Below are 24,338 nucleotides of genomic sequence, written 5' to 3'. Positions count from 1 at the left end.
CGACGACGAAGGAGTTTTGATCGTGGCGGCATTGGCACGGTGGTGCTACCGGCACCGGCTGGTGGTCCTGTTGCTGTGGGTGGGGGCGCTGTTCGGCCTGGGCTTCTCGGCCTCGACGGCGGGAACGAACTACGCGAACGTCTTCTCCCTCCCCGACACGGACTCCAAGAGCGCGTACGACCTGATGCAGAAGGCCTTCCCGAACACCTCGGGCGACACCGACACCGTGGTGTGGAAGGTCGACCACGGCTCGGTGCGGGACAAGGCGGTCCAGGACCGCATCCGGCCGGCCCTCGACAGGATTGCGGGGATGACCGGCGTCGGCGCGGTCACCAGCCCCTACGCCGGCCCCCGGGGCGCGGCGCAGATCAGCCGCGACGGCACCATCGCCTACGCCCAGCTGACCTTCGCCAAGCGCGCCAACGAGGTGCCCAAGGACCTCGTCCAGAACGTCCTCGACACCGCGCAGGCGGCGAGGACGAGCGGTCTGCGGGTGGAGCTGGGTGGCCAGGCCATCCAGCGCGTCCAGGAGCCGCCCCAGGGCCTGTCGGAGATGGTCGGCATCGTCGCGGCGGCCGTCGTGCTGTTCCTGGCCTTCGGCTCGCTCTTCGCGATGCTGCTGCCGATCGCCATCGCCGTCTTCGGCGTCGGCATGGGCCTGTTCTCCACCCAACTGCTCAGCCACAGCACGGACATCCCCGACATCGCCCCGCTGCTCGCGTCCCTGATCGGCCTCGGCGTCGGCATCGACTACGCGCTCTTCATCGTCACCCGGCACCGGCGCGGCATCCTGCGCGGCATGGACCCCGAGGAAGCGGCCGTCACCGCCCTCAACACCTCCGGCCGCGCGGTGCTGTTCGCGGGCGGCACGGTCTGCATCGCGCTCGCCGGCATGCTCGTCACCCGGCTGCGGTTCCTGGACGGCGTGGTCATCGGCACCTCGCTGACGGTCGTCCTGAGCGTGCTGGCCGCCACGACCCTCCTGCCGGCCCTGCTCGGCTTCCTGGGCCCGCGCGTCCTCAGCCGCCGCCAGCGCCGCCGCCTCGCCGCCAACGGCCCCGAGCAGGAGCACGCGAGCGGGTTCGCCGCCCGCTGGTCGGCGAACGTCGAGAAGCGGCCCCGCAGGATCGCCGCGCTCGCCCTGATCGTCATGGCCGTCCTCGCCGTTCCCGTCCTCTCGCTCCGCCTGGGCGCCACCGACCAGGGCAACGACCAGGCGTCGACGACCACCAGGAAGGCCTACGACCTGCTGGCCGAGGGCTTCGGCCCCGGGTTCAACGGGCCCCTGCAGGTGGTCAGCGCCGGCGGCGACACGACCACACTGGTCAAGGACATCCGGGCGACCCCCGGAGTGGCGCAGGTGGCCGCGCTGCCGTCCGCGCGGGGCGTGACCGTGATCCAGGTCGTGCCGACGACGTCCCCGCAGTCCAAGCAGACCGACGACCTCATCGACACCCTGCGCGACCAGGTGATCCCGCGGGCCGGGGCCCAGGCGCACGTGGGCGGCGTGACGGCCGTGTCGAAGGACTTCGCGTCCGTGACGGGCGACCGGCTGCCGCTGTTCATCGCGACCATCATCGGCCTGGGCTTCCTGCTCCTGCTGGTCGCCTTCCGCTCCCTGGTCGTGCCGCTGACGGCGGCCCTGATGAACCTGATCGCCGCGGCGGCCTCCTTCGGCGTCCTGGTCGCGGTCTTCCAGTGGGGCTGGGGCCTGGACCTGCTGAACCTCGGCAAGGAGGGCCCGATCAACGCGTTCCTGCCGGTCATCATGCTGTCCCTGCTCTTCGGCCTCTCCATGGACTACCAGGTGTTCCTGGTGAGCCGCATGCACGAGGAGTGGGTGCACACGAGGGACAACGCGCGCGCGGTGCGCGTGGGCCTCGCGGAGACCAGCCGCGTCATCAACTCCGCCGCCCTGATCATGGTCTGCGTGTTCCTCGCCTTCGTCCTGAGCGGTGACTCGGGCGCGGCGATGGCGGGCGTGGGCCTCGCGGCGGCGGTCGCCCTCGACGCCTTCATCCTGCGTACGGCGCTGGTGCCGGCCGCGATGCACCTGCTGGGCGACTCCAACTGGTGGCTGCCGGCCTGGCTGGACAAGCGGCTGCCGCATCTGGCGGTGGAGCCGAAGGAGGAGGCGGAGGCGGTGGCCGGGGACGGGCCGGCCTCGGCGGTCCACGGCTTCGTCCGCACCGCCGACGGCGAGCCGGTGGACGGCGCCTCGGTGACGCTGCTGTCGAAGGGCGGACGCCAGCTGGACCGCGTGCGGTCACTGGCGGACGGCTCCTACATCCTGTCCGTACCGGGGCCGGGAACCTACCTGCTGACGGTCACGGCTCCGTCGTACGGGACGCGGGCGCAGCAGGTCGTGGTCGAGGCCGGGCCCCTGGTGTACGACGTCGAGCTCGCCGAGGGCGAGGTGGACGCGGTCAACTGACCGCGCTAGGACTTGCCGGGGGTGGGCAGCACCTTGGTCATCCCCGGCAGGAAGTCCGTGAACAGCTCGTGCACCTCCCGCACCAGCGGGCGCAGCACCCGGAAGCGGGCCAGCGACACACCCCGGGCCGTCAGCCGTGCCCCCCGTTCGGCCAGCCGGTAGCTGCGCTGCCGGCCCTCCGTCCGGTCGAAGATCCAGTACAGGACGAGGCCCATCTGGGAGAGCCACATCAACTCGGGCAGCACGTCGCGCAGTTCCTCCGGGACCTTCGTCTTCGTCGCCCCCGCCAGCACCTCCCGGTGGACGGAGATCGCCTCCTCGCGCGCGTGCTCCGACTCCGGGGAGAAGGGGCTGAGCGGGCTGTCCGGATCGGCGGCGTTCTTGAAGAACTGGACGGCGAACTCGTGGTACGGCGTCGCGATGTCCAGCCACAGCTTCAGCACGCCCGAGAGCCGCGCCTCCAGTTCGGTCTCCCGGTCCAGGACCTCCCGGATCGCCAGCCGGTGCTCGGCGGCGAGACGGTCGTAGAAGCCCTGGATCAGGTGCTCCTTGCCGGCGAAGTAGTAGTACGCGTTGCCCACGGAGACGCCGGCCTCCTGGGCGATGGCCCGCATCGTCGTCTTGTCGTAGCCGCGCTCCTGGAAGAGCCGCATGGCGGTCTCCAGGATCAGCGCGCGGGTCTGCTCGGACTTGGTGGTCGGCGCGGTGCCCTCGTCGGGGCTGTCGTTCTTCGCAGGCACGGACGAGAGCCTACGGGGTGGGGCAGGTGCCGTCGCCGCAGCCCGGGGCGGTGTGGGTCCAGCCGTGCGCCGGGTCGTAGGACCAGCCGTCCGTCCGCCCGTACGCCTGCCCGCCCCACCGCTCGCGGCTCCGCCCCCACTGCGAGCCCCGCCACTTCGCCGCGGCCAGCGCCGCCCCCTTGGCGAACGGCGCGCCCGCCGGGGTGCTGAGCCGGTGCGCGAGCGGCCGGTGCTCGCGCAGGGCCCACAGGGTGACGATCCAGGCGGCGGCGCCCCGGTAGACCTGACCGGCGTCGCCGACGACGGTGATGTCGTCGAGGGTGGCCCGGTGGTCGAGGCGCGGGTAGCGCCGCCGGGCCCGTTCCGAGTTCGCGGGCACGAGCTCCAGCGGCACCAGTTGCGGCTGCCGGTTCAGCCAGTCCCGCAGATAGGCGCAGAGCGAGCAGTCGGCGTCGTACAGGACGGTCAGCCGGCGGACCGGGGCCCGGCCCGCCGAGGTGCCGCTCATGCCCCGGCCTGGGGGGCGACCCAGTCCTGCGGGCCGACCGGCGGGACCTGCTCGCGCTCCATCACCCCGCGCCGCCGGATCTTGTTGAGGACGTAGACGTTGCCCAGGTGCATCACGCCGAGCACCAGCAGCACCACGCCCACCTTGGTCGACAGGGCCTCGAAGATCCCCCGGGTGTCCTCGATGGTCTGGTCGCCGCTCAGGTAGAGGGCGACGAAGCCGAGGTTGACGAGGTAGAAGCCGACCACCAGAAGGTGGTTCACGGCGTCGGCGAGCTGCTCGTTGCCGTGCAGTACGTCGGCCAGGAAGATCCGCCCGTTGCGGCTGAGCGTGCGGGCCACCCAGATGGTGAGCCCGACGCTGACCAGCAGGTAGATGACGTAGGCGATGACCGTACGGTCCATGCCCCACCCCTTCTTGAACGCGTTCAAAACGCTGACAGGAGTGAACTGTAGACCTCTTTTTGAACGCGTTCAACAGGGAACCAGGCGGAGTTGACCTCGCCGTGGCAGGGAAGCCGGAGTTGGCCTCACCGGTCCCGGGGCGGAGCCGCCCTCACGGCCTGCGGCCCAGCTCCGGCCGCTTGGTGTAGTCCGTGAAGCCGATGACGTTCCCCCAGGGATCGGCGATCTCCACGGTCCAGCCGGTGGCCGAGGAGAACGGCTCGTCCAGGGGCGCGATGCCAGCCCCGGCGAGCGCGCGCGCCGCCGCCCGGGCGTCCGGCACCTCCACCCACAGCCGCGGGGACGGCCACGGCGGCGGCCGGTGCCCCAGCCCCTCCTCCTGGCGCAGCAGGATGCCGGGCGTCTCGCCCCCGACCTTCAGCAGCGCGATCCCGGCCTCGTCGAACCGGAACCCCACCGCGAACCCGGCACGCCCGTAGAAGTCGACCGCCCCACCGAGGTCGCCGACGGGCAGCAGGACGTTGTCGAACCCGAGCAGTTCGTACGACTCGTCATCTGACATACCGTCACCATAGGTGTCTGTTCGCCCGGAACCCGTGATTGTCAGTGGCGGCTCGTACTGTCGTCGGCATGGCAATCGTGACGTTCGTCGACGAGACGACTGCGGGGGAGCGGGGAGCCGGCCGGCGGCTGGAGGTCGCCGAGGAGCGGCTCACCGTGCGTGAGCTGATCCGGCGCCGGGTCTTCCAGGAGGTCGCCGAGTACAACACGCACACGCCGGGGGTGTTCCAGGGCCTGGTGCAGCCTGCGGACACGGAGCGGGTGCCGAACGGGTACGCGCTGCGCACCCCGCGCCGGGTGGACCCCGAGGCCCAGGCCGAGCTGGCGCTCGAGGCCTTCGCCGGGAACGGCTTCCTGGTGCTGGTCGGCGACCGCCAGGTCACCGAGCCGGACGAGGAGATCGAGCTCGCGTCCGGCACCGAGGTCACGTTTCTCAAGCTGGTTCCGCTGGTGGGGGGATGACGGTGGGGGAGATCCAGAAGTACAAGGACATGGTCGGGCGGCTGGCCGCCGACGGCGAACTGGGGGAGCTGGCCGTCGAGATGCTCAGGGCCGCGGCCGCCAACAACGGCGCGTGGAACGGCCTGTGGGCCGGGGTCCTCGACCGGCTGCGCGCACTGCCGGAGGAGACGCGGGGAGCGCTCGCCGACGAACTCGTGGCGCTCTACCACTCGGTGAGCGAGGGCTCGGACGCCCGCGGGCACGCCCTGACGCTCGTCGGCATCCTGGCGCGCGGCCTGCCCGGGGACCGGCTCTCCACCGAGCGGCTCAAGGCGCTGGACGAACTCGGCCGGCAGCACGGCCACTGGTACGGCTCGCACTCCGCGGTCCTCGCCGAGGCCGAACTGGCCTGCGGCCGCCCCCTCGCCCCCGCCGTCGTCGCCTTCTACCGCCGGGCCGCCCTGGACTCCTACATCGACGGCGACGACCCGGTGGCCGTGCTGGCGAAGAAGCTCACCGTGCCCGTCCTCAACGTCGGCGAGCAGTGGGCGGAGCAGGCGATGAGCGACGCCGCCGGACCCGACTGGCAGGCCCTGCTCGCCCACCTGGTCACGGCCACCACCGCCAAGCCCAGCCCCAAGTGGGACCAGCGGGCCCACGCCCTCGTCGAGGCCGTCGGCGCCGAACGCGTCCGCGCCACCGCCCTGCCCTGGCTCGCCCTCGTAGGCCGCCCCCGGACCTTCCCTCTGGAAGAGGGGTATCCGACCGACCCCGTCAACCACACCTACGACCCCTACAACGCCAACGCCCTGCGGGGTCTGGCCTGGCTGCTCTGCCTCCTCCCGCCGCACCCCGACACCGCCCGCGCCCTGGGCGCCCTCGTCGAGACCTCGCTCAGGAAGGTCCCCGGCGTCGGCCCGCGCAACCCGAAGGTCGCCAACGCCGGTGTCCTCGCCCTGTCCCGCCTGGACGGCGAGGCCGCCCTCGCCGAACTGGCCCGGCTGGCGACCCGGGTGACCTACAAGCCCACGGCCAAGCTCGTCGACGCCGCACTGGAGAAGCGGGCCGCCGCCCTCGGGCTCGGCCGCGAGGAGATCGAGGAACTCGCCGTCCCCGCCTACGGGTTGACCGAGGTCGGCCGCACGGAGCGCCGGTTCGGGGACGTCACGGCCGTCCTCGAGGTCGAGGGCACCAGGTGCCTGCTGGGCTGGCGCAACGCCGGCGGCAGGACGGTGAAGACGGTTCCCGCGGCCGTCAGACGCGACCACCCCGACGAGCTCAAGGAGCTCAAGGCCGCCGTCAAGGACATCGACAAGATGCTCTCGGCGCAGAGCGAGCGGCTGGACCGCCAGTTCCTCGCCCGCCGCACCTGGTCCTACGCCACCTGGCGCGAGCGCTACCTGGACCACCCCCTGGTCGGCACCCTCGCCCGCCGCCTCCTGTGGACCGTCGACGGCACGACCGCGGGATACGCGGACGGCGCCCTGCGCACCCTCACCGACGATCCCGTGGGCGAAGGGGCGCAGGTCGCGCTCTGGCACCCCGTCGGGCACGAGCCCGCCGAGATCGTCGCCTGGCGGGACTGGCTGGAGCGGCACGGCATCACCCAGCCGTTCAAGCAGGCCCACCGCGAGGTCTACCTCCTCACGGACGCCGAACGCGCGACCGGCACGTACTCCAACCGCTTCGCGGCGCACATCCTGCGCCAGCACCAGTTCAACTCCCTGGCCGCGATCCGCGGCTGGCGCAACAGGCTGCGCCTGATGGTCGACGACGAGGCACCGCCGGCCACCCGAGAGCTGCCGCAGTGGGGACTGCGCGCCGAGTACTGGATCGAGGGCGACGGAGACAACAGCGACGACACCACCCAGGGATCCGGCAGCTTCCTGCGCCTGCGCACCGACCAGGTGCGCTTCTACCCGATCGACGCCCCGCAGAACTGGGCGCACTGCTGCGGCGGCGAGTACCGCATGTGGCTGCGGGACGGCGCCGCCCCCGTCGGCCCGCTCCCCCTCACCGACATCCCGCCCCTCGTGCTCTCCGAAGTCCTGCGGGACGTCGACCTGTTCGTCGGAGTGTCCAGCGTCGGCAACGACCCGACCTGGCCCCGGCGGCCGGTTCCGCGAGTACTGGTCGCGCTACGGCTTCGGCACGCTCAACCAGAGCGCCGAGACCCGCCGGGCCCTGCTCGAACGCCTCATACCCCGCCTCGCCATCGCCGACCGCTGCACCGTCGAGGGCCGCTTCCTGCACGTGAAGGGCGAACGCCACACATACAAGATCCACATGGGCTCGGGCAACATCCTGATGACCCCCGACGACCAGTACCTGTGCATCGTCCCGAAGCACGCCCCGGCCACCCCACAGACCGGCTACCTGCCGTACGAGGGGGACCGGATGCTGGGCGTGATCCTCAGCAAGGCACTGATGCTGGCCGACGACCTGAAGATCACGGACCCGACGATCCTGAGCCAGTTGTAGGCGTTCCGGCTACGCGTCCCTGACGATCCTCAGCGCCAGGGCCGACCGCGTCTCGCCCAGTTCGGCGGTGATGCGTTCGGACCGGGCGGCGTCGGTCGTCACCAGAGGGGGCACGGGCGTGACCCGGAGCAGGAGGCCGCGGCGCAGGTGGGTCGGCGGGTGCTGCGCGTCGACGCTGTGGCCGTGCCGCTCGCCGACCCGGCGGATGCGCTCGTACTCGGCCTCCGGGATCGAATCCATGTGGTCGGCCAGGGCTTCCCACAGCCCTTCGGCGTCCTCGGCGGTGATCCGCCCCGGCCCGCGCATCCGACGGCCGTTGACCTCGCGCGACAGGGTGGTGTCGATCGAGTCGGTGACGAGGAGGCGGTCCATCAGCCCCACCGCGGCCTCGGTGGACGCCGCACGGGCGGCCGCCGCGTCGGCGAGGTACTCGCTGCGCTGGGAGTCCCGCGCGGTCAGCAGTTCCAGCAGCGCCAGCAGGCCCATGACCAGCCGGCGCGGCACCAGGTACACGAGGTTGACGAGCGCCTCCGTGAAGGTGGGCCGCGGGGTCGGGGCGAGGTAGTAGTGCCATGTCCCCAGGGACCTGTAGGCGGTCCCCACGACCCTGCCGTGGCGGGTGTCCCCGTTGGTGAAGTGGCCGAGTTCATGCCCCAGAAGGGCGGTCCGCTGCTGCCAGGTCAGGACCTCCCACAGCGGCAGGCCCAGCGTCAGCAGCCGGCGGCGCAGGCCGAGCTGGGTCACGCTCGCGTTGGCCCGGGTGTCGACGACCACCGTGTCCACGCCCCGGGTGCCCACGGCGGCGGCGACCTCGTCGATCAGGGCGTACAGCTCGGGCGCGTCGTTGCGGGACAGGACCCGAGCGTCGGAGGGCAGCCGGTTCAGCCTCGGCCGGAGCGGCCAGGCCAGCGCCAGCAGGAGCAGGCCGCCCACGACGCCCAGGCCGCCCCAGCCCGTGACCAGCAACCACAGCCCGCTCAGGACCAGGGCGGCGGTCACCGCGTGCACCCCGAGGGAAATCGCGTAGGCGACGACGCCCGCCTTCGTACGACGTCCCGGGCGCTGCTGTGCCTCGGCGGCGCCGAGGTCGGCGTAGAGCTGCTCACCGTACTGCTGAGCCAGCCGCCTGCGCAGCCGCCGCAGCCGGCCCTTGTCCTCGGCCGCGCCGTCCGGCCGGCCGCCCGGCTCCAGGTTCCAGTCGCAGGCCGCACACCACACGGTGAACCGGCGATCCGCGCGGATCTCCGTCCCGCACTGCGGGCATGGCCGCACCGTCAGTTCCTCGGCAGCACGCATCGACGCGCTCCCCCCTCCCGTCAGCCGCTCCCCAGAGGCTGCTGTGTACATGTCGGGAGAAGCTGATCACGTCGGCGAGCAGCAGTAAAGCGTTGCGTGCAGGCCGTTCGAGGGCCGTACGAGAAGCGCGTACGACGAAGGCCCCGCCCCGGCGTGAAACCGGGAGCGGGGCCCACGTCACCGCGGGGGTGCGGAGGTCAGAAGCGGCGCGTGATCAGCGCTCGCTTCACCTCCTGGATCGCCTTCGTGACCTCGATACCGCGCGGGCAGGCGTCCGTGCAGTTGAAGGTCGTGCGGCAGCGCCACACGCCGTCGCGGTCGTTGAGGATCTCCAGGCGCTGCTCGCCCGCCTCGTCACGCGAGTCGAAGATGAAGCGGTGCGCGTTGACGATGGCGGCCGGGCCGAAGTACTGGCCGTCGTTCCAGAAGACCGGGCAGGACGACGTGCAGGCCGCGCAGAGGATGCACTTGGTGGTGTCGTCGAAGCGCTCGCGGTCCTCGGCCGTCTGCAGCCGCTCGCGCGTGGGCTCGTTCGTGTCCTTCGTGATGAGGAAGGGCATGACGTCCCGGTACGCCTGGAAGAACGGCTCCATGTCGACCACGAGGTCCTTCAGGACCGTGAGGCCCTTGATGGGCTCGACCGTGATCGGCTTCTCGGGGTTGATGTCCTTGATGAGGGTCTTGCAGGCAAGACGGTTCTTGCCGTTGATCCTCATCGCGTCCGAGCCGCAGATCCCGTGGGCGCAGGAGCGGCGGAAGGTCAGCGTGCCGTCCAGGTCCCACTTGATCTTGTGGAGGCCGTCGAGGACGCGCTCCTTCGGGTCGATCTCCAGCTGGAAGTCTTCCCAGACCGCCTCCGCCGAGACCTCGGAGTTGAAGCGGCGGATGCGGAAGGTGACCGTGATGTACGGGGAGTCGGCGAAACCGGGCTCGGGCCGGCCGGCCGCGTCCGCCTTGTCCAGGGTCGGGGTTGCCATCAGTACTTACGCTCCATCGGCTGGTAGCGGGTCTGGACGACCGGCTTGTAGTCGAGACGGATGGACTCGGTGCCGTCGTCGCCCACCTCGCGGTACGCCATGGTGTGGCGCATGAAGTTGACGTCGTCGCGGTTGGGGTAGTCCTCGCGGTAGTGACCGCCGCGGGACTCCTTGCGGGCCAGCGCGGAGACGGCCATGACCTCGGCCAGGTCGAGCAGGTTGCCCAGCTCGATGGCCTCCAGCAGGTCGGTGTTGAACCGCTTGCCCTTGTCCTGGATCGAGACGTTCTTGTAGCGCTCGCGCAGCTCGGCGATCTTCTCGACGGCCGTCTTGATCGTCTGCTCGGTGCGGAACACCATGACGTTGGCGTCCATGGTCTCCTGCAGCTCCCTGCGGAGCACGGACACCCGCTCGGTGCCGGTGGAGGAGCGCAGCGACTCGACCTGGTCGATCACCAGCTCCGCCGGGTTCTCCGGCAGCTCGACGAAGTCGGCCTTCTGGCTGTACTCCGCCGCGGCGATGCCGGCCCGGCGGCCGAAGACGTTGATGTCCAGCAGCGAGTTCGTGCCCAGGCGGTTGGCGCCGTGCACGGACACGCAGGCGACCTCGCCCGCCGCGTACAGACCCGGGACGACGGTGGTGTTGTCGGCCAGGACCTCACCCTCGACGTTCGTCGGGATGCCGCCCATGGCGTAGTGCGCGGTCGGCTGGATCGGGATCGGGTCCGTGTAGGGCTCGATGCCGAGGTAGGTGCGCGCGAACTCCGTGATGTCGGGCAGCTTGGCGTCCAGCTGCTCCGGCGGCAGGTGCGTGAGGTCGAGGTAGACGTGGTCGCCCTCGGGACCGCAGCCGCGGCCCTCGCGGATCTCCGTGTAGATGGAGCGCGAGACGACGTCACGGGACGCGAGGTCCTTCATGACCGGCGCGTACTTCTCCATGAAGCGCTCGCCGTCCTTGTTGCGGAGGATGCCGCCCTCACCGCGGGCGCCCTCCGTCAGCAGGATGCCCATGCGCCAGATGCCGGTCGGGTGGAACTGGAAGAACTCCATGTCCTCCAGCGGGATGCCCCGGCGGTAGACCGCCGCCTGGCCGTCACCGGTCAGGGTGTGCGCGTTCGACGTCACCTTGAAGAACTTGCCGCAGCCGCCGGACGCGTAGATCACGGCCTTCGCCTGGAAGACGTGGATCTCGCCGGTCGCCAGCTCGTACGCGACGACACCGGCCGAGCGCTTGACGCCGTCGACCTCGGTGATCAGCTGGTCCAGGACGTAGAACTCGTTGAAGAACTCCACGCCCTCCTTGACGCAGTTCTGGTACAGCGTCTGGAGGATCATGTGGCCGGTGCGGTCCGCGGCGTAGCAGGACCGGCGGACCGGGGCCTCGCCGTGGTTGCGGCTGTGGCCGCCGAAGCGGCGCTGGTCGATGGTGCCGTTCGGGGTGCGGTTGAACGGCAGGCCCATCTTCTCCAGGTCGAGGACGGAGTCGATGGCCTCCTTCGCCAGGATCTCGGCGGCGTCCTGGTCGACCAGGTAGTCACCGCCCTTGACCGTGTCGAAGGTGTGCCACTCCCAGTTGTCCTCCTCCACGTTCGCCAGCGCGGCGGCCATGCCGCCCTGCGCGGCGCCCGTGTGGGAGCGGGTGGGGTAGAGCTTGGTCAGCACGGCGGTGCGGCTGCGCTTCGTCGACTCGATGGCGGCGCGCATACCGGCGCCACCGGCGCCGACGATGACGGTGTCGTACTTGTGGATCTTCATGATTCTCGCAGCCCCGTGCCTAGCGGATGTTCGGGTCGAAGGTGAAGATCACCAGCGTGCCCAGCAGGATGGTGAACACCGTGGCGGTGTAGAGCAGGCCCTTGAGCCACAGCCGGGTGTTCGCGCGCTCCGCGTAGTCGTTGATGACCGTACGCAGGCCGTTGGCGCCGTGCAGCATCGCGAGCCAGAGCATCAGCAGGTCCCAGACCTGCCAGAACGGCGAGGCCCAGCGGCCGGCCACGAAGGCGAAGCCGATCTTGGAGACGCCGCCGTCCAGGACGAGCTGGATCAGCAGGTGTCCCAGGACCAGGACGACCAGCACGATGCCGGACAGCCGCATGAACAGCCAGCCGTACATCTCGAAGTTGCCCCGGGTGGACTTCGGGGACTTCTTGGTGCGCTTGCGCGGGGCCTCGATGAGGGGTGCCGGGTTGTCGACGTTGTAGAGGGACTCGCCCTCGACGGGGCCGACGCCGGAAGGGGTGGATTCGGTGGTGGCCATGGGTGTCAGCTCCCGAAGAGTTCACGAGCGGCGTGGCCGAGGACGGGGTAGATCGCCCCGATCATCAGCACGACCCAGACGCCCACGACGGACCAGAGCATCTGCTTCTGGTAGCGCGGGCCCTTCGACCAGAAGTCGACGGCGATGACGCGCAGGCCGTTGAGCGCGTGGAAGAGGATGGCGGCGACGAGGCCGTACTCCAGCACAGCGACGATCGGGGTCTTGTACGTGGCCACGACCTTGTCGTAGGCCTCGGGAGACACACGGACGAGAGCGGTGTCCAGCACGTGAACGAACAGGAAGAAGAAGATGAGGACGCCGGTGACTCGGTGAGCCACCCAGGACCACATTCCTTCCCGGCCGCGGTACAGCGTTCCAGCCGGCACGGAAGTCCCTCCGGGAGCGGGGATTGGGGCCGCGCCGGCTTTGCCTGTCGGTCGGGCCCGGCCGGGTACGGTCCACCGGCCCCCAGCATCCTAACGACGGTTGTCTGCGGCGCTTACGCCGGGCCTACCGGTGTGATCAAAGTGGCACGCGGATGGGTGAGCCGTGTGACGTCTGGGGTGGGTTGTTCGGTTATCTGCCGGGTACGGCGCCGTCGGGACGGGCCGCGCAGCTCCCCGCGCCCCTGAAGCGGGCCGCCAGGCGCTGCTTCGCCAGGCGGCGGAGTTCTTCTGCCGCGACGACCCGTTCGTCCTCCGGATCGTTCGTCAAACGTGACCGGATTCCCTCCAGGACGTGGTCCAGGGCCTCGGTCGGGGGGACGCCGTCCAGGCAGATCACGAACGCGTGTCCGAATTTCGACTCGTAGGCGGCGTGGGCGGCGCTCATCGCCATATGGGCCGCCGAGTACGCCCCGTCGGGCAGCGTCGGCAGCGCCTCGGCCGCCAGCGCCTCCGCCAGGTCGCCCGGGGACAGGTCGTACGCGGCCTCGTCCGACGCGGCCAGCAGGGACGCGACGTCCGGGTAGGGGCGGTGGACCGAGACACGGTCCGCCCAGCGGTGGCTGCGCAGGCAGTCCAGAAGGACTTTCCGGGCCTCCTCGACAGGGGCCGAGTTGAAGGTGTCGAGGACAGCGGGCAGTGTCGGTATGGCCGGTCGGCCTGGAAGGTGTGTGGGCGTCACGTGTGTTTCGACAGAGGAAAGAGTGAGGGATGTTGCGTCACGTTATCGAGGACGCTCGTGATGTGTCCGACGGATGCCCGAATTTCACCCGCAGGGGAGAGGTTCGGAACGCACGGTGGACGCATTCGGCCGTCCGAGGGACTTAGGTTGGCGCTGTGAGTCAGCACAGGCGCCGGCGTCCGGCGAGGAATGTGAAGACGGGGATCGTGGTCGGTGCGGCCGTGGCCGTGACGGTCGGCGCCGGTGTGAGCCTGGGGCTGTGGGCCTCCGGGGACAACGGCGGCGGATCGGCGCAGGAGCAGGCGAGCTCCTCCAGCGGGACGTCGGACGGTACGGCGAGCGCCGGGCGCGGGACGAGTCCGACGCCGAGCCCGACCCGCTCGTATCCCCTCTCGCAGGCGCCCCGCACCATACCCGCGGTCCGCTCCCACACGGCCGCCCACGGGCCGGGCTGGCGTCCGGCGCGCGGTGAGCGGGTGGTGGTCGCCGACCCGAAGCTCGCCGACGAGGGCCGCCTGATCGCCTCCGAGCTGGGGCTGACGTACGCCGGTGAGCAGAAGGACGTGCGGGCCGGGGATCTGCGGCTGGCGGTGAACGGCGGCGCGGGCGCGAACCCGGAGTCGTACACCATGACCGTGCGCGGCGGGACGGTGAGCATCAGCGGGCCCACGGACGCCGGAGTCTTCTACGGCACCCGGACGCTGAAGCAGGAGGTGCACGGCGGGGGGACGGCGCCCGAGGGGGTCGTGAAGGACCAGCCGGCCAAGGCCGTGCGCGGCTTCATGCTCGACATAGCGCGCAAGAACTTCACCGCCAAGTGGATCGAGGACCGGGTCCGCGAGCTGGGGGACCTGAAGTTCAACGAGCTCGGGCTGCACTTCTCCGACGACCAGGGCTTCCGTGTCGAGTCCGACACCCACCCCGAGGTCGTCTCGCAGCAGCATCTGACCAAGGCAGAGGTGAAGCGGATCGTCGCGCTCGCGCAGAGCCGGCACATCACCGTCGTCCCCGAGATCGACTCGCCCGGGCACCTGGGTGCCGTCATCGCCGCCCACCCCGATCTGCAACTGCGCAACGCCAGTGGGGTGGCGGCGCGCGGCGCCGTCGACATCTCGAAGCCTGCGGCGGCCAAGATCGTCGACGACCTGCTGAACGAGTACGCCGGCCTCTTCCCGGGCGGGCAGTGGAACCTGGGCGGCGACGAGTACCAGGCGCTGATGGTGTCGAACCCGCAGGCCTCCTATCCGCAGCTGGCCGCCGCGGCGCGGCAGAAGTACGGCTCCGGCGGGACGGTCTCCGACCTGACGACCGCGTGGCTCAACGACCGCGCCGCCACCGTGCGGGCCCACGGCAGGACCATGCGGGCCTGGAACGACGGGTTCCTCGCCGCGAGCTCGGTGCAGCCCGCCAAGGACCTGCGGGTCGGGTACTGGACCGGCAAGGAGTACGGGGCGCGCCAGCCGGTGGCCTATCTGAGCGCGGGCCGCAAGCTCGTCAACTACAACGACGAGTTCCTCTACTACGTCCTCGGTCAGCCGAACAACTTCGTCTACCCGACCGGGCAGCGGATCTACGAGCAGTGGACGCCGCGGGTCGTCCGGGGCACGGTGTCCGTGCCGGCCCGCTACGACGCGCAGATCCTCGGCGGCACCTTCGCCGTGTGGTGCGACCTGTCGGGCTCGCAGACGCAGGCCCAGGTCGCGGCCGGGATCCGGATGCCGCTGCGGGCCACCGTCCAGAAACTGTGGGACCCGGGACGGCCCGCGCTGTCCTGGGCACAGTTCAAGGCGCTCGCCGGCCGGCTGGGCTGATCCCGGATCCACGGCCGCCTGTTGTCCCATACGGCTGCGAACGACCGTACGAATGTGGTGTATTCGGCGCGAGCCGAAGCCGAGAAGCCGTGGGGGCGGGACATGGGCTACTGGGGGTACTACGTCGTGGGGCGCGGCGAGCGGCCGCTCGCCGAGTTCGACGCGCTGGCCGGCGTGAAGGAAGGCATGGAGCTGCGGGCCGAGGCGGCCGGCGGCTGGCAGGTCTGGGAGTTCCCGAGCGGGGACGGCGAGGTGGGGAACATGAACGTCCTCGCCGCGCAGACCGGCGCGCCCGCGCTGTTCGGATACGTGATGAACAGCGACTGCGTGGTCGTCGAGGCGGCGGCGCCCGAGAGCGGGGCCTGGACCACGTGCCTGGCCCGGTCCGCGATGGCCCGGCACCTCGGCGTGGAGGAGGGGCTCACGCTGGAGGACTACTTCCTGGATGCGCGCGACGCCGCCGAGCGGGCCGTCGCCTGGGCCGCGGAGGCGGGCTGCGACGCCGACGCCGAGGCACTCGCCGAGGTGCTGACCGCCGACCCCGGTCCCGCCTCGCTCTCGACTCCTCGCGAGCGGGGGGACTCCCTGGCCGAAAACCTCTTCTTCCGGATGCTCGACCGCCTCGGCGTGGTGCCGCTGTGACACTCCCGAGCCGTCGCACGCAGTAAGGGGAAGTGCGGGCTCCGTTAAGGAAGGTGCCCGGTGAAGCCGTGCGAGACCTGCAGGGGGCCCGCAGAGGGAGGCGTGGATGAGCCTGGTGGAGTTGATCGCTCAGGCCGACGAGCGCGGACTGGCAGCCAGTGGGTTGGCTTGTTTGGACCGGTGCGTGCCGCTCCTGGGCGGCGACGACGAGGTGCTGCGCCCCCTGTGGGCGAGCCTCTCCGACGCCGGTGACGCCGCCGACTGGGGTGAACTGCTGGAACAGGTGCGCGGGAAGCTCGCCGGGACCGAGGAGTACGCCGGATCCCCGGAGGACGAGGCGGCGCTGCTGGCCCGCCGGATGCTGGCGGCCGCGCCGGTCGACCCGTCGGCGGCGGAGGTGCGGGTGTGGGCCGACGCGTGTTCCGTCGCCGCGCTGCAGATACACCGGCTGCTCGATCCCCTGGAGGACGAGCATGCTTCCGTCGACGCCCGGCGGGAAGGGCGTACCGAGGGCATGTCACCGCTGGTCGCCGCCGAGTTGCGGCGGCAGGTGACCGTGCTCGAGGTGCTCGCGGGGCACGGCGCGGCCGGGCTGCGGCGGGCGCTGGAGGTGTCCGTCGAGGGGCGGCGGGTGCTGCGGGCGGTCGTGTCGCGGAGGGCGCGCCAGAGGTGAGGCCTTGTCAGCGCAGCAGGCACTTCACCACCGCGTCGCCGTACTGCGCGGTCCGGCTGTAGAACGCCGTCAGGTCGCGGTGCGTCGCCGCGAAGAGGGTGTGGAGTTCGTCCTCCAGATCGCCGTCGAGGTGGTCCGGCAGCAGCTCCTCGCGGGCCGGCCGCCACAGCTCCTCGAAGTCGGCCGACGTCAGGAACATGGCCACCCGGCCCACCTGGGCTGCCGTCAGCATCAGGAACGGTGGGTTGTCGGGGACGGGATGGTTCACCGGTCTGCCGCCCAGGACCACCGGAGCACCGGCGTAGAGGAGGTCGTGGTCCAGGTAGCTGTTGTCCAGCACCTCTTCGCGGTGCCGGCCGATGCGTTCGCGTACGGCGTTCCAGTCGTCCTCGAACAGCCGTCGCATCCAGTTCGCGCTGTTGCGCAGTGCCGGGGGCGGCACCGCACGCAGATGGAAGTACATGCTCATCAGTCAGTTGAGCGCATACGGGTGCCCGGACGTCACTCCGGGGCAAACCTCCCAGGTGAGGGAGGTCTGTGACCGTCGTGCGGCGGAGGTGGGGCGGTCCTGCGCCGGTCTCGCGGGATCCCCCGATTCGGCGTGACGCACAACACGTCCGGCCCGCTCCTGTCTATGTGACTACCTTCCAGGAGACCAGGCCGAACGCGGCGACGAAGCCCGTCCGGTGGGCGGCGGACACGGTGGCGGCGATGCGGGAGGGGGCGCGGCTGCGCCTCGACTACTCGGCGCAGAGCCTGTGGCGCGTCGACCGGCTGATCGAGGAGATACGCCGGGAGGACGCGCCGTACGCCGCCGTGGACAAGACCCTGCGCGGCTTCGGGGCCTACGCCGGTGAGGTCGTCGTCCGCGAGACCGGCGCCGAGTGGTGGGCGAGCGGGGGCGAGCACTGGATCAGGACCCCGGACGGCCGGTTGTGGGACCCCATCGACGAGGCGCGGCGCTGCTTCTACGGCGACGGGTCGCTGCGCCTGCTGTGCCGGGAGGCGACGGCGGCGAAATCGCCGTAGGGGTCCCGAACCGGTGGACACGGCTACCTGACGTAGACCAGGCCGTCCGTCGTGACCGTCGGGCGGCCGCTGGTGCCGACCACCACGATCTTCACGGTGTGCTTGGCGGCGGCCGACCAGGTCTTGGTCCAGATCGCCTGGCGGTACAGGGTCGTCGACGCCTTCAGGTCGACCGTGGTGACCTTCACGCCGTCGACGTAGACGTACGCCTGCCCGGAACTGGACGCCCGGGAGACCACCCAGGACGCCGAGCGGCCGGTGAACGTCCAGGTCAGGCTCGCGCCCTTGGAACCGCTGGAGTACGACTTGCCGCCCAGGTAGCTCGTGGACGAACGGGCCGTCCAGCTGCCGGACCTGGTGGCCGAGGTCTCCTGCAGGATCACCGGCGTGTAGGACGCCGAGGAGGTGCGGGTGTTGCCCGCGAAGTCGTAGGCCTTCATCGACCAGGTGGACGCGGTGCCGGACGTGGCGGTGCGGCTGGAGGCGGTCGTCGTCGGACCGAACGTGGCCGTCGTCGGGGAGAGCAGGCTCACCGACTTCAGGGCCTGGCCGTCGGTGGCCTTCCAGCCGAGGGTGACCGGGACGGCGGTGGTGTTCACCGTGCCGGTGCGCAGGGAGATCTTCGGGGCGGTGGTGAAGGACGGCGCGGTGGTGTCGGTGGCGAAGTTCAGCGCGCCCGTCGTCACCGTCCTGCCGGACTGGTGCACGGCCCGCACGGCGACGGTGTGGGTGCCGGAGGCGAGGGTGGCGGCGGCCGACGTGGCCGTGCCGGAGGCGGTCGTGGCGACCTTGCCGTCCACCAGCAGCTCGAACCTGGAGATCAGCGAACCCGGCGTGGTCGTCGACCACTTCACGGTGACCGCGCCCTTGGTGTAGTACGTCGAGCCGGACAGGCCCGCGCCGGAGACCGAGGTGACCTTCAGGCCCTGCACCGGGCCGGCCGCCCAGGCGCGGACGGTCGGCAGCTGGGCGTAGAGGGAGTTGCCGGGGCACTGGGTGTTGTATCCGTCGCGGTGACCGGAGACGCGGTGGAAGGTGTAGGAGACGCCCGCGGTGAAACCGGTGCCGGAGTAGTTCGTCTGGGTCGCGCCCGCCTTGAGCTGCACGGTCGTCGCCGGGTCGGCGTGGTACTGGCCGAGCTTCCAGGCCGCGACGCGGGCGACCGAGGCCAGGGCCGCGTTCGTGGCGCCGGTGGTGGTGTAGTCGCCGAGGACGGCGATGCCGGCCGCCTCCCGGTTCCAGCCGTAGGTGTGCGCGCCGAGCACCGGCAGGTCCACGCCGCCCTTGCGGCCCTCGAAGACCGTGCCGCACTTGTCGACCAGGAAGTTGTAGCCGATGTCGTTCCAGCCGTTGGTCTGCGTGTGGTACGCGTAGATGCTCCGCACGATCGCCGCCGAGTCGGCGCACGAGTAGTCGTTCGTGCCGTCGGTGTGATGCACGAACACGGCCTTCACGTCGGCGTTGTACTCCGACGGCTGCGGACTGAGCGACTCGTCGGCACCCCAGCCGGCCCGCGAGACGATCGGCGGCGCCGGGACGGTCGACGGGGGAGCGGTGGGCGTCGTGGCCGACGGGCTCGCGGAGGCCGAAGCAGAGGCCGAGGCGGAAGCCGAAGGGGAGGCCGGTGCGGAGGCCGAGGCGGAGTCGGTCGGGGACACCGCGTCGGTCGGGGACGCCGGGTCGGTGGGCGTCGCGGAGTCGGTCGGCCAAGGGCTGTCGGTCGGTGAAGCGCTGTCGGTCGGAGAGGCACTGTCCGTCGGTGACGTGCCGTCGGTCGGGCTCGCCTCCGCCACGTACGCGGCCGGCTCGGCCTTCTGCTCGGCGGCCGTCGCCACACCGGGGTCGACCAGGCTGACCCGCAGGTCCTTGGGCAGGCCCGGCCCGGCGGTGCCGTCCTTGCGGACCACCTGGACCTGCACGCCGTCGGAGGGGCCGACCCACAGCGGCTCGGAGGCGCCGCGCGCGCCCGGCCTGGCCCGCGGGTCCTCCAGCGGATCGACGTTCGCCTCCAGGTCCCGCCAGCCGGTCCACTCGCCGGTCTCGACGCTGTGGGTGCGCACCTGGGCCGCCCCGTGCAGGCGCGCGCTCGCGCCCTGCCAGGAGACGCCCAGCATCGAGAACCGCTCGGTGCCGGTCCGCGGCAGCTCGCGCCCGCCGTCCGCGCCGCTCCTCAGCGCGAGGTCGTACACCCGCACCGGCCGCTTGGCCTGTCCGGCCGCGTCACCGGAGGACGGACTGGCGACGGCGTACGACACCACGCCCGCTCCGCCGAGGACCACGGCACCGAGCGTCAGCCACGCCCGTCGCCGCAGGTTCAGCGGTCTGTAGGCACGCGTACTACGAGGACTCAACTACCCCACCCCTAAAGAAGGTTCATGGCCTGTCACGCCTGTCACGGCAGACGGACACTGACCCAGCGCGGGGCTCTGGCCAAACATCACCGGCCGAAAAGGTTGTACGCGCCAGCCATTTTCTTTTGTGGCGATCGACACCCCCGAAACCCGTGATGTTCCGGGGGCGCCGGCCGCTGGGTCAGCCGGGAGCATCGATCTGGAGGGGGAACCGGCATGGCAGAGGACCGCGCGCGCGAACCACGTGCCGAGGAGATGCGGGCCCGTGCGGCCGCCTTCGTCGCCCACGCGACCGCGCGCAACCGGCTGCCGCTGGACTACTCCGAGCGCAGCCTGCGGGTCGTCGACTTCCTGGCCGACGGCCTGCGCAAGGGTGGCGCCGATCCGGACCGGGCCCGGGGCACGCTGACCGCCCTCGGTGCCTACGTCGGCGAGGTGCTCGTCCGGCGCGCCGGCGCGGTCTGGGTGGACTGCGACGCGTCCCAGCGGGCGTGCTTCGGCCAGCCGGTGGCGGTCCGCATGCCGGACGGGCGGGTCTGGAACCCCCTCGGCAAGGTCCGCAACCGCTTCGAGACGGGCGCCCCCGAGGAATCGCTCCAGCTCTTCTACCTGAGACTGCACGGGCGGGCGCGGCGGGTCGCCGCCTGAGCGCACCACCTCCACCCGGGCTCGACACGCCCGGGAAGACCGATGTGCTGTGACACTTCTGTGACGCGTGGCGCTGTTGACCGTGAAGGCGTGCGCACGGACGGAGGTGGCGCACGGCCCGGGCCCGGCAGGGCCCGCTTCGCACTCGTACGAACGAGGACAGTTGTTGGGCCAGGGACGGGAACCCCGCCGCGTACAGGCGTACGACGCGGAGCTGGGCGCGGCCGTCGCGCGGGCCCAGGAAGGCGACGAGGCCGCGTTCGCGGTCGCGTACCGGGTCGTGCAGCCCGGACTGCTCGGCTACCTCCGCGGGATCGTCGGCGACGACGCCGAGGACGTGGCCTCCGACGCCTGGCTGGAGATCGCCCGGGATCTCGGCAGGTTCCAGGGCGACGGCCAGGGCTTCCGCGGCTGGACGGCGACCATCGCCCGGCACCGCGCCCTGGACCATCTGCGACGGCAGAAGGTACGGCCCCGGTCCTCGGCGCTGGAACAGGACGTACTGGAGCTGCCCGGCCGGCACACCACCCATGACCAGGCCCTGGAGGCGCTCTCCACCGAGCGCGCGCTGGACCTCGTCCGCAGCCTGCCCCGGGACCAGGCGGAGGCCGTGCTGCTGCGGGTCGTCGTCGGCCTCGACGGGCCCGCCGCGGCCCGCGTTCTGGGCAAGCGCCCCGGCGCCGTGCGCACCGCCGCGCACCGGGGCCTGAAGCGCCTGGCCGCCCGGCTGGGCGACACGGGTGTGACGAATGAGGACCCCCGGACGCTGGGTGAGTCGAAATGAACGGCAGCCGAGGCGGACACGTCAACAACGGCGTGGGAGCCGGCGCGGGCCGGGACACGGAGGGCGGCACGGCCGCCGAGGGCAGCGGGACGGACGACGACCGCCGGCTGCCGGACAGCAGTGGGTCGTCGGACACGGATGGATACGGACATGGGTGAACGGCAGGGCGACGGCAGCGGGCGCGGCCGTCGGCACGTGCACCCGGGCGACGCGGTGCCGGGCTCCGAGGAGTGGGCCGGCGGCCCGCGGCTGGAGTCGCTGCTCGTCGGCGCCATGCGCTCCGGCGCCCTCGACACCGAGGCCGAGCAGCGTGCCGTGGCCGCGTTCCGGGAGGCCCGTGACGCGGGCGCGCACCGGGCGCGGACCCGGCGCCGGGACGACTGGCGGCCCAGCGGGCAGCGACGCACGCGCCGATCCCTGAAGGCGACCCTCGCCCTGTTCCTGGGCGGCCTCACCCTCAGCGGCGCCGCCTACGCGGCGATCGGCACCGCCGGTTCCTCCCACGCCCACCACGACGACCGGCGGCAGGGCCTGCCGTCCGCCACGTCGGACGCGCCCGCGGCCACCCACTCCGACGGCTCCGCCACGCCCGGCGCGGCCGGCGGCTCGCACCACCCGGAGACGGCGAAGGACATCGACGCCCACTGCCGGGCCTACGAGAACGTGGGCGGCAACGGCAAGGCGCTCGCCTCGACCGCCTGGCAGCGGCTGATCGCGGACGCGGGCGGCGAGCGGAACGTCGCCGCGTACTGCGCCCAGCGGCTGGGCCGGGACACGGCCACGGGCAAGCCCGGCAGGACGGCGACGCCGAAGACCTCGAAGAAGACCACCGGGACCGGCTCCCAGAACTCCGGCGGCTCGGCCAACTCCGGGGGTTCCGGCAACTCCGGCGGGTCGGGCAACTCCGGGAGCACCGGGAACACGGCGGCCGACGGCAACGCCGCGAAGAACAACTGACCTCACCGGCCCGCGACATCGGGCCCGCCCCACCCGCCGGCACCGGCCTCGGCACCGAAGCAACGGCCGGGGCCGCCACCCCCCACAGGAGAGGCCCCGGCCGTCGCGCGGTCGGGCCGCGCGGCCCGTACTCCCTACAGCGCCGTGAGTGCGGTTTCTGTCACACCCCGCATGCGTTCCGCCGCATCACAAGGTGGTTGCACCTTGTACGGACATGGACGAGCAGCGGTTTCAGGTCGTAACGTGCCTTTCGCGCCGGACTCGGATGTCGGATGATCGCCCCTCGACGGCGGCCTCGACGCCGTGACCAACGGCCGACCCTTCGACTGAGGAACAAACGGGTGCTGGGGGACGACGCGGAGCTGACCGCCGCGGTGCTTGCGGCACAGGACGGGGACGAGACCGCGTTCCGGACTGTGTACCGAACCGTGCACCCACGCCTGCTCGGCTACGTCCGCACCCTCGTCGGCGACCCGGACGCGGAGGACGTCGCCTCCGAGGCCTGGCTGCAGATCGCCCGTGACCTGGACCGGTTCACCGGGGACGCGGACCGTTTCCGCGGCTGGGCGGCCCGGATCGCCCGCAACCGCGCCCTGGACCACATACGGATGCGCGGCCGGCGTCCCGCCATCGGCGGTGACGAGACGGAGCTGACCGGCAAGCCCGCCGAGTCCGACACCGCGGGTGAGGCCATGGAGGCCCTGGCCACCGACCACACCCTCTCCCTGATCGCCCGGCTGCCGCAGGACCAGGCCGAGGCCGTCGTGCTGCGCGTGGTCGTCGGCCTCGACGCCAAGACCGCGGCCGAGACGCTCGGCAAGCGCCCGGGCGCCGTGCGCACGGCGGCGCACCGGGGCCTGAAGCGGCTCGCCGAGCTGCTCGGCCAGGATCCGGAATCGGCCGGCGGCCTCGACGGAATGCCGCCCCAGCGAGAACCGCGCGGCCGCGCGGTGACGTCCGCGAGTGTGACGCATATGCGCGCGCGGACGCAGAAGGACTTGTGATGGCCGACGAGCAGTACACGTGGCTGGACCGTGCGACAGCGGAGGCTCTGCTGCGCGGCGAGTCACTGGAAGCTGTCGACGCCGCCGCCCGTGACCAGGCCGAACGGCTCGCGAAGACCCTTGAGGCGCTCACCGCCGAACCCCCGCCGACCAGCGCGGAACTCCCCGGTGAGGCCGCCGCGCTGGCCGCTTTCCGCGCGGCGCGCCAGGAGGCGCCCGCCGAGCGGTCCGCCGCCGGCCACCGCGCCGGCGCCCATGCCGCCGACGCCGGGCTCGTCCGGATCGGCGGGCCCGTCCCCGACGGCCGGCGCGCCCGCCGGGGCCGGTCCGCACGCTTCGCCCTGACGGCCGTACTGGCGACCGGCATGGTCGGCGGAGTGGCCTACGCGGTGACAAGCGGAGTCGTACCGACGCCGTTCGGCGGCGAGCCCCGTCCGGCCACCTCGGTCACGGCCCCCGCGTCCCCCAGCCCCCTGGTCTCGTCGTCCTCGCACGGTCTGGCGGGCAAGCCCTCGCCGGACGGCTCCACCGGCGGCGCCGACCCGACGACGCCGGGGAACACGCCCGGCGACCGGCCGTCGGCCACGCCCGGCGCCGAGAACGGCGGCTGGTGGCGACGGCAGGCCCCGTCGGCCTGCCGCGACGCGCTGCGCGGCAGGGAACTGACGGGTGACCGCAGGCAGGCGCTGGAGAACGCGGCCGGCGGCTACTCGCCCGACCGCGTTCTGAAGTACTGCAGGAACGTCCTCGCCGGCACCCCCGGCGCGGCCGGCGACGGCAAGAGCCACGGCGGCGGCAAGGACGACGGCGGCGACGGCGGCAAGGACAAGGGCCACGGCAAGGACAAGGGCAACGGCAAGGGCAACGGCAAGGGCAACGGCAAGGGCAAGAGCGGCTCGGGCAAGGGCAACGGGCACGGGGGTGGCCGGGGCGGTGACGACGAGGGCCACATAGCCCCCGGCGGCGACGGCCACGGCGGCGGCCGGAAGGGCGACGACACCTCCGCCTCCGCCGACCCGGCGCTGCCCGGCCATCTGCTCACGACGCGGGCCCCGACGCCGTCACCGGAGCCGACGTACACCGCCCTGGGCTCGCCGGACCAGCTCTGATCTGCGGTTTCGCACGTGGAAGATTTTTCTTCGGCCGCCCAGTAACGTTTTCGGCCCCCTCGTCGCAGTACTGAGTGAGCCGACTGGTCATCGGCCGTCGCACAGAG

At 71.8% G+C, this 24,338-nt stretch carries 25 protein-coding genes; 13 read left to right on the top strand and 12 right to left on the bottom strand.

All coding sequences use genetic code 11. The features are described from left to right. The first annotated feature begins 31 nt into the window (after positions 1–31). A complete protein-coding gene (locus ACIGDI_RS12385) occupies positions 32–2,434 on the top strand; it encodes an MMPL family transporter (RefSeq protein WP_399895269.1) in 2,403 nt (800 codons plus the stop codon). 5 nt (positions 2,435–2,439) lie between these two features. Here the strand turns inward: ACIGDI_RS12385 and ACIGDI_RS12380 are convergent, their stop codons facing one another. The 4 genes from ACIGDI_RS12380 to ACIGDI_RS12365 all read right to left on the bottom strand — a co-directional run bounded on the left by ACIGDI_RS12380 (position 2,440) and on the right by ACIGDI_RS12365 (position 4,648). Further along, positions 2,440–3,174: a TetR family transcriptional regulator gene (locus ACIGDI_RS12380; RefSeq protein WP_399894432.1), complete on the bottom strand. Its 735-nt coding sequence runs from the start codon at positions 3,172–3,174 to the stop codon at positions 2,440–2,442. A 10-nt stretch (positions 3,175–3,184) separates the two neighbouring features. After that, positions 3,185–3,682, bottom strand: coding sequence for a thiol-disulfide oxidoreductase DCC family protein (locus ACIGDI_RS12375; RefSeq protein ID WP_399894429.1), 498 nt, complete (start codon positions 3,680–3,682; stop codon positions 3,185–3,187). Beyond that, positions 3,679–4,086 carry a hypothetical protein gene (locus ACIGDI_RS12370; RefSeq protein ID WP_399894426.1) on the bottom strand — a complete coding sequence of 136 codons (408 nt, stop codon included), beginning with the start codon at positions 4,084–4,086 and terminating at the stop codon, positions 3,679–3,681. The genes ACIGDI_RS12375 and ACIGDI_RS12370 overlap by 4 nt, the downstream gene beginning before the upstream one ends. Positions 4,087–4,237: 151 nt before the next feature. Further along, on the bottom strand, positions 4,238–4,648 hold the full coding sequence (locus ACIGDI_RS12365; RefSeq protein ID WP_272175346.1) for a VOC family protein: 411 nt from the start codon (positions 4,646–4,648) through the stop codon (positions 4,238–4,240). 68 nt (positions 4,649–4,716) lie between these two features. On the opposite strand from ACIGDI_RS12365, the gene ACIGDI_RS12360 reads away from it, so the two are divergent. Both ACIGDI_RS12360 and ACIGDI_RS12355 read left to right on the top strand, forming a co-directional pair. Beyond that, positions 4,717–5,109, top strand: coding sequence for a hypothetical protein (locus tag ACIGDI_RS12360; RefSeq protein ID WP_399894422.1), 393 nt, complete (start codon positions 4,717–4,719; stop codon positions 5,107–5,109). Beyond that, positions 5,106–7,592, top strand: a complete 2,487-nt coding sequence (locus ACIGDI_RS12355) for a DUF4132 domain-containing protein (protein WP_399894418.1) — start codon at positions 5,106–5,108, stop codon at positions 7,590–7,592. The genes ACIGDI_RS12360 and ACIGDI_RS12355 overlap by 4 nt, the downstream gene beginning before the upstream one ends. Here the strand turns inward: ACIGDI_RS12355 and ACIGDI_RS12350 are convergent. The 6 genes from ACIGDI_RS12350 to ACIGDI_RS12325 form a co-directional block, all read right to left on the bottom strand. Next, positions 7,579–8,865 (bottom strand): M48 family metallopeptidase, encoded by a 1,287-nt coding sequence (locus ACIGDI_RS12350; RefSeq protein ID WP_399894415.1) that lies wholly within the window; start codon positions 8,863–8,865, stop codon positions 7,579–7,581. The genes ACIGDI_RS12355 and ACIGDI_RS12350 overlap by 14 nt on opposite strands. Before the next feature lie 197 nt (positions 8,866–9,062). Further along, the gene (locus tag ACIGDI_RS12345; protein ID WP_399894412.1) at positions 9,063–9,842 is read right to left on the bottom strand and encodes a succinate dehydrogenase iron-sulfur subunit; all 780 of its coding nucleotides are present in this window, start codon (positions 9,840–9,842) and stop codon (positions 9,063–9,065) included. Continuing rightward, complete coding sequence (gene sdhA, locus ACIGDI_RS12340) at positions 9,842–11,596, bottom strand: succinate dehydrogenase flavoprotein subunit (protein WP_399894409.1); 1,755 nt, start codon at positions 11,594–11,596, stop codon at positions 9,842–9,844. The genes ACIGDI_RS12345 and sdhA overlap by 1 nt, the downstream gene beginning before the upstream one ends. Positions 11,597–11,615: 19 nt before the next feature. Further along, positions 11,616–12,098, bottom strand: coding sequence for a succinate dehydrogenase hydrophobic membrane anchor subunit (locus ACIGDI_RS12335; protein WP_200701761.1), 483 nt, complete (start codon positions 12,096–12,098; stop codon positions 11,616–11,618). Between the two features lie 5 nt (positions 12,099–12,103). Then, complete coding sequence (sdhC, locus tag ACIGDI_RS12330; protein ID WP_200701760.1) at positions 12,104–12,484, bottom strand: succinate dehydrogenase, cytochrome b556 subunit; 381 nt, start codon at positions 12,482–12,484, stop codon at positions 12,104–12,106. 190 nt (positions 12,485–12,674) lie between these two features. Then, positions 12,675–13,223: a 2-oxo-4-hydroxy-4-carboxy-5-ureidoimidazoline decarboxylase gene (locus ACIGDI_RS12325; protein WP_399894405.1), complete on the bottom strand. Its 549-nt coding sequence runs from the start codon at positions 13,221–13,223 to the stop codon at positions 12,675–12,677. Between the two features lie 155 nt (positions 13,224–13,378). Here ACIGDI_RS12325 and ACIGDI_RS12320 point away from each other — a divergent pair, with 155 nt between their 5' ends. From ACIGDI_RS12320 to ACIGDI_RS12310, 3 genes are all read left to right on the top strand, one after another. Then, positions 13,379–15,034: a glycoside hydrolase family 20 protein gene (locus tag ACIGDI_RS12320; RefSeq protein WP_399894402.1), complete on the top strand. Its 1,656-nt coding sequence runs from the start codon at positions 13,379–13,381 to the stop codon at positions 15,032–15,034. A gap of 102 nt (positions 15,035–15,136) precedes the next feature. Beyond that, positions 15,137–15,676 (top strand): hypothetical protein, encoded by a 540-nt coding sequence (locus ACIGDI_RS12315; protein ID WP_399895266.1) that lies wholly within the window; start codon positions 15,137–15,139, stop codon positions 15,674–15,676. A gap of 106 nt (positions 15,677–15,782) precedes the next feature. Then, a complete protein-coding gene (locus ACIGDI_RS12310; RefSeq protein WP_399894399.1) occupies positions 15,783–16,349 on the top strand; it encodes a hypothetical protein in 567 nt (188 codons plus the stop codon). A gap of 7 nt (positions 16,350–16,356) precedes the next feature. On the opposite strand, the gene ACIGDI_RS12305 is transcribed toward ACIGDI_RS12310, so the two are convergent. After that, a complete protein-coding gene (locus ACIGDI_RS12305) occupies positions 16,357–16,818 on the bottom strand; it encodes a DUF1877 family protein (RefSeq protein ID WP_399894396.1) in 462 nt (153 codons plus the stop codon). Positions 16,819–16,985: 167 nt separating this feature from the next. Here ACIGDI_RS12305 and ACIGDI_RS12300 point away from each other — a divergent pair, with 167 nt between their 5' ends. Continuing rightward, positions 16,986–17,378: a hypothetical protein gene (locus ACIGDI_RS12300; protein WP_399894393.1), complete on the top strand. Its 393-nt coding sequence runs from the start codon at positions 16,986–16,988 to the stop codon at positions 17,376–17,378. A 23-nt stretch (positions 17,379–17,401) separates the two neighbouring features. Here the strand turns inward: ACIGDI_RS12300 and ACIGDI_RS12295 are convergent, their stop codons facing one another. Beyond that, positions 17,402–19,690 (bottom strand): N-acetylmuramoyl-L-alanine amidase, encoded by a 2,289-nt coding sequence (locus ACIGDI_RS12295; RefSeq protein WP_399895263.1) that lies wholly within the window; start codon positions 19,688–19,690, stop codon positions 17,402–17,404. Positions 19,691–19,945: 255 nt separating this feature from the next. On the opposite strand from ACIGDI_RS12295, the gene ACIGDI_RS12290 reads away from it, so the two are divergent. The 6 genes from ACIGDI_RS12290 to ACIGDI_RS12265 all read left to right on the top strand — a co-directional run bounded on the left by ACIGDI_RS12290 (position 19,946) and on the right by ACIGDI_RS12265 (position 24,231). Then, positions 19,946–20,377 carry a hypothetical protein gene (locus ACIGDI_RS12290; protein ID WP_399894390.1) on the top strand — a complete coding sequence of 144 codons (432 nt, stop codon included), beginning with the start codon at positions 19,946–19,948 and terminating at the stop codon, positions 20,375–20,377. 166 nt (positions 20,378–20,543) lie between these two features. After that, entirely contained in the window at positions 20,544–21,161 is a 618-nt protein-coding gene (locus ACIGDI_RS12285) for an RNA polymerase sigma factor (RefSeq protein ID WP_399894387.1), read from the top strand. Then, complete coding sequence (locus tag ACIGDI_RS12280) at positions 21,158–21,319, top strand: hypothetical protein (protein ID WP_399894383.1); 162 nt, start codon at positions 21,158–21,160, stop codon at positions 21,317–21,319. The genes ACIGDI_RS12285 and ACIGDI_RS12280 overlap by 4 nt, the downstream gene beginning before the upstream one ends. After that, positions 21,312–22,118, top strand: a complete 807-nt coding sequence (locus ACIGDI_RS12275) for a hypothetical protein (protein WP_399894380.1) — start codon at positions 21,312–21,314, stop codon at positions 22,116–22,118. Before ACIGDI_RS12280 ends, ACIGDI_RS12275 begins: the two co-directional genes overlap by 8 nt. A 341-nt stretch (positions 22,119–22,459) precedes the next feature. Further along, entirely contained in the window at positions 22,460–23,122 is a 663-nt protein-coding gene (locus ACIGDI_RS12270) for an RNA polymerase sigma factor (RefSeq protein ID WP_200701750.1), read from the top strand. Further along, positions 23,122–24,231 (top strand): hypothetical protein, encoded by a 1,110-nt coding sequence (locus ACIGDI_RS12265; protein ID WP_399894377.1) that lies wholly within the window; start codon positions 23,122–23,124, stop codon positions 24,229–24,231. The genes ACIGDI_RS12270 and ACIGDI_RS12265 overlap by 1 nt, the downstream gene beginning before the upstream one ends. Positions 24,232–24,338: the final 107 nt, after the last annotated feature.

Source organism: Streptomyces sp. NPDC085900 (assembly GCF_044540925.1).
In the GTDB taxonomy this organism is placed as follows: domain Bacteria; phylum Actinomycetota; class Actinomycetes; order Streptomycetales; family Streptomycetaceae; genus Streptomyces; species Streptomyces gilvifuscus.
Note: the sequence above shows the minus strand (reverse complement) of the source record. Positions and strands in the feature narration are given on the sequence as shown.

Coding starts and splice junctions, on each gene's coding strand:
- ACIGDI_RS12355 (WP_399894418.1), top strand. CDS start 5,106: ATGACGGTGGGGGAGATCCAGAAGTACAAGGACATGGTCGGGCGGCTG.
- ACIGDI_RS12265 (WP_399894377.1), top strand. CDS start 23,122: ATGGCCGACGAGCAGTACACGTGGCTGGACCGTGCGACAGCGGAGGCT.
- ACIGDI_RS12280 (WP_399894383.1), top strand. CDS start 21,158: ATGAACGGCAGCCGAGGCGGACACGTCAACAACGGCGTGGGAGCCGGC.
- ACIGDI_RS12345 (WP_399894412.1), bottom strand. CDS start 9,842: ATGGCAACCCCGACCCTGGACAAGGCGGACGCGGCCGGCCGGCCCGAG.
- ACIGDI_RS12290 (WP_399894390.1), top strand. CDS start 19,946: ATGGCAGAGGACCGCGCGCGCGAACCACGTGCCGAGGAGATGCGGGCC.
- sdhA (WP_399894409.1), bottom strand. CDS start 11,596: ATGAAGATCCACAAGTACGACACCGTCATCGTCGGCGCCGGTGGCGCC.
- ACIGDI_RS12315 (WP_399895266.1), top strand. CDS start 15,137: ATGGGCTACTGGGGGTACTACGTCGTGGGGCGCGGCGAGCGGCCGCTC.
- ACIGDI_RS12360 (WP_399894422.1), top strand. CDS start 4,717: ATGGCAATCGTGACGTTCGTCGACGAGACGACTGCGGGGGAGCGGGGA.
- ACIGDI_RS12335 (WP_200701761.1), bottom strand. CDS start 12,098: ATGGCCACCACCGAATCCACCCCTTCCGGCGTCGGCCCCGTCGAGGGC.
- ACIGDI_RS12305 (WP_399894396.1), bottom strand. CDS start 16,818: ATGAGCATGTACTTCCATCTGCGTGCGGTGCCGCCCCCGGCACTGCGC.
- ACIGDI_RS12275 (WP_399894380.1), top strand. CDS start 21,312: ATGGGTGAACGGCAGGGCGACGGCAGCGGGCGCGGCCGTCGGCACGTG.
- ACIGDI_RS12375 (WP_399894429.1), bottom strand. CDS start 3,682: ATGAGCGGCACCTCGGCGGGCCGGGCCCCGGTCCGCCGGCTGACCGTC.
- ACIGDI_RS12310 (WP_399894399.1), top strand. CDS start 15,783: ATGAGCCTGGTGGAGTTGATCGCTCAGGCCGACGAGCGCGGACTGGCA.
- ACIGDI_RS12350 (WP_399894415.1), bottom strand. CDS start 8,865: ATGCGTGCTGCCGAGGAACTGACGGTGCGGCCATGCCCGCAGTGCGGG.
- ACIGDI_RS12365 (WP_272175346.1), bottom strand. CDS start 4,648: ATGTCAGATGACGAGTCGTACGAACTGCTCGGGTTCGACAACGTCCTG.
- ACIGDI_RS12370 (WP_399894426.1), bottom strand. CDS start 4,086: ATGGACCGTACGGTCATCGCCTACGTCATCTACCTGCTGGTCAGCGTC.